This is a genomic window from Shewanella colwelliana (assembly GCF_001735525.1).
Classification (GTDB): Bacteria; Pseudomonadota; Gammaproteobacteria; order Enterobacterales; family Shewanellaceae; genus Shewanella; species Shewanella colwelliana.
This window is the reverse complement of record NZ_MCBT01000039.1, coordinates 1-955: the sequence shown is the minus strand read 5'-3', so window position 1 is coordinate 955 and position 955 is coordinate 1. Positions and strand designations below refer to the sequence as shown.

Genomic DNA, 955 nt, shown 5'->3' with positions numbered 1-955 from the left:
TAGCGTCGACAGTGACAGCTGGGATTACAGTATTCTTAACAGTGATGTGCAGTTCCTCGCCCAAGGCGAAACCATCACCTTAAGCTTTGATGTGACCGTCACTGACAACGATGGTGGCAGCGACACCAAGACCGTCAGCCTCACCATTACCGGCACTAACGATCTCCCCGTCTTAACCGTGGATGCCAGCGGTGCCGTAACCGAAGATGACAGCAACCCAAGCCTCAGCGACAGCGGCGCGCTCAGCTTCACCGATGTCGACACCACTAATACCCACAATGTCACCGAGGTCTACAACGATGACATCCGCTGGGACGGCGGCGATCTAACCAGCGTACTCAGCGCAGGTCAAATCCAGAGCCTGATTGATGGCTTCAGCGTCGACAGTGACACCTGGGATTACAGTATTCTTAACAGTGACGTGCAGTTCCTCGCCCAAGGCGAAACCATCACCTTAAGCTTTGAGGTGACCGTCACTGACAACGATGGTGGCAGCGACACCAAGACCGTCAGCCTCACCATTACCGGCACTAACGATCTCCCCGTCTTAACCGTGGATGCCAGCGGTGCCGTAACCGAAGATGACAGCAACCCAAGTCTCAGCGACAGCGGTGCGCTCAGCTTCACCGATGTCGACACCACTAATACCCACAATGTCAGCGACGTCTACAACGGCGATATAGCCTGGAGCGGCGGGGATCTAACCACCGTGCTTAGCCCTGCCCAACTGGCTAGCCTCGTCGATGGCTTCAGCGTCGACAGCGACAGCTGGGATTACAGTATTCTTAACAGTGACGTGCAGTTCCTCGCCCAAGGCGAAACCATCACCTTAAGCTTTGATGTGACCGTCACTGACAACGATGGCGGCAGCGACACCAAGACCGTCAACCTCACCATTACCGGCACTAACGATCTCCCCGTCTTAACCGTGGATGCCAGCGGTGCCGTAACCGAA

1 protein-coding gene is annotated in these 955 nt (G+C 55.7%); it reads left to right on the top strand.

Annotation, left to right across the window (positions count from 1 at the left end):
• The coding region (locus BEL05_RS12015) for a VCBS domain-containing protein (RefSeq protein WP_217629866.1) at positions 1-955 on the top strand (955 nt) is incomplete at both ends.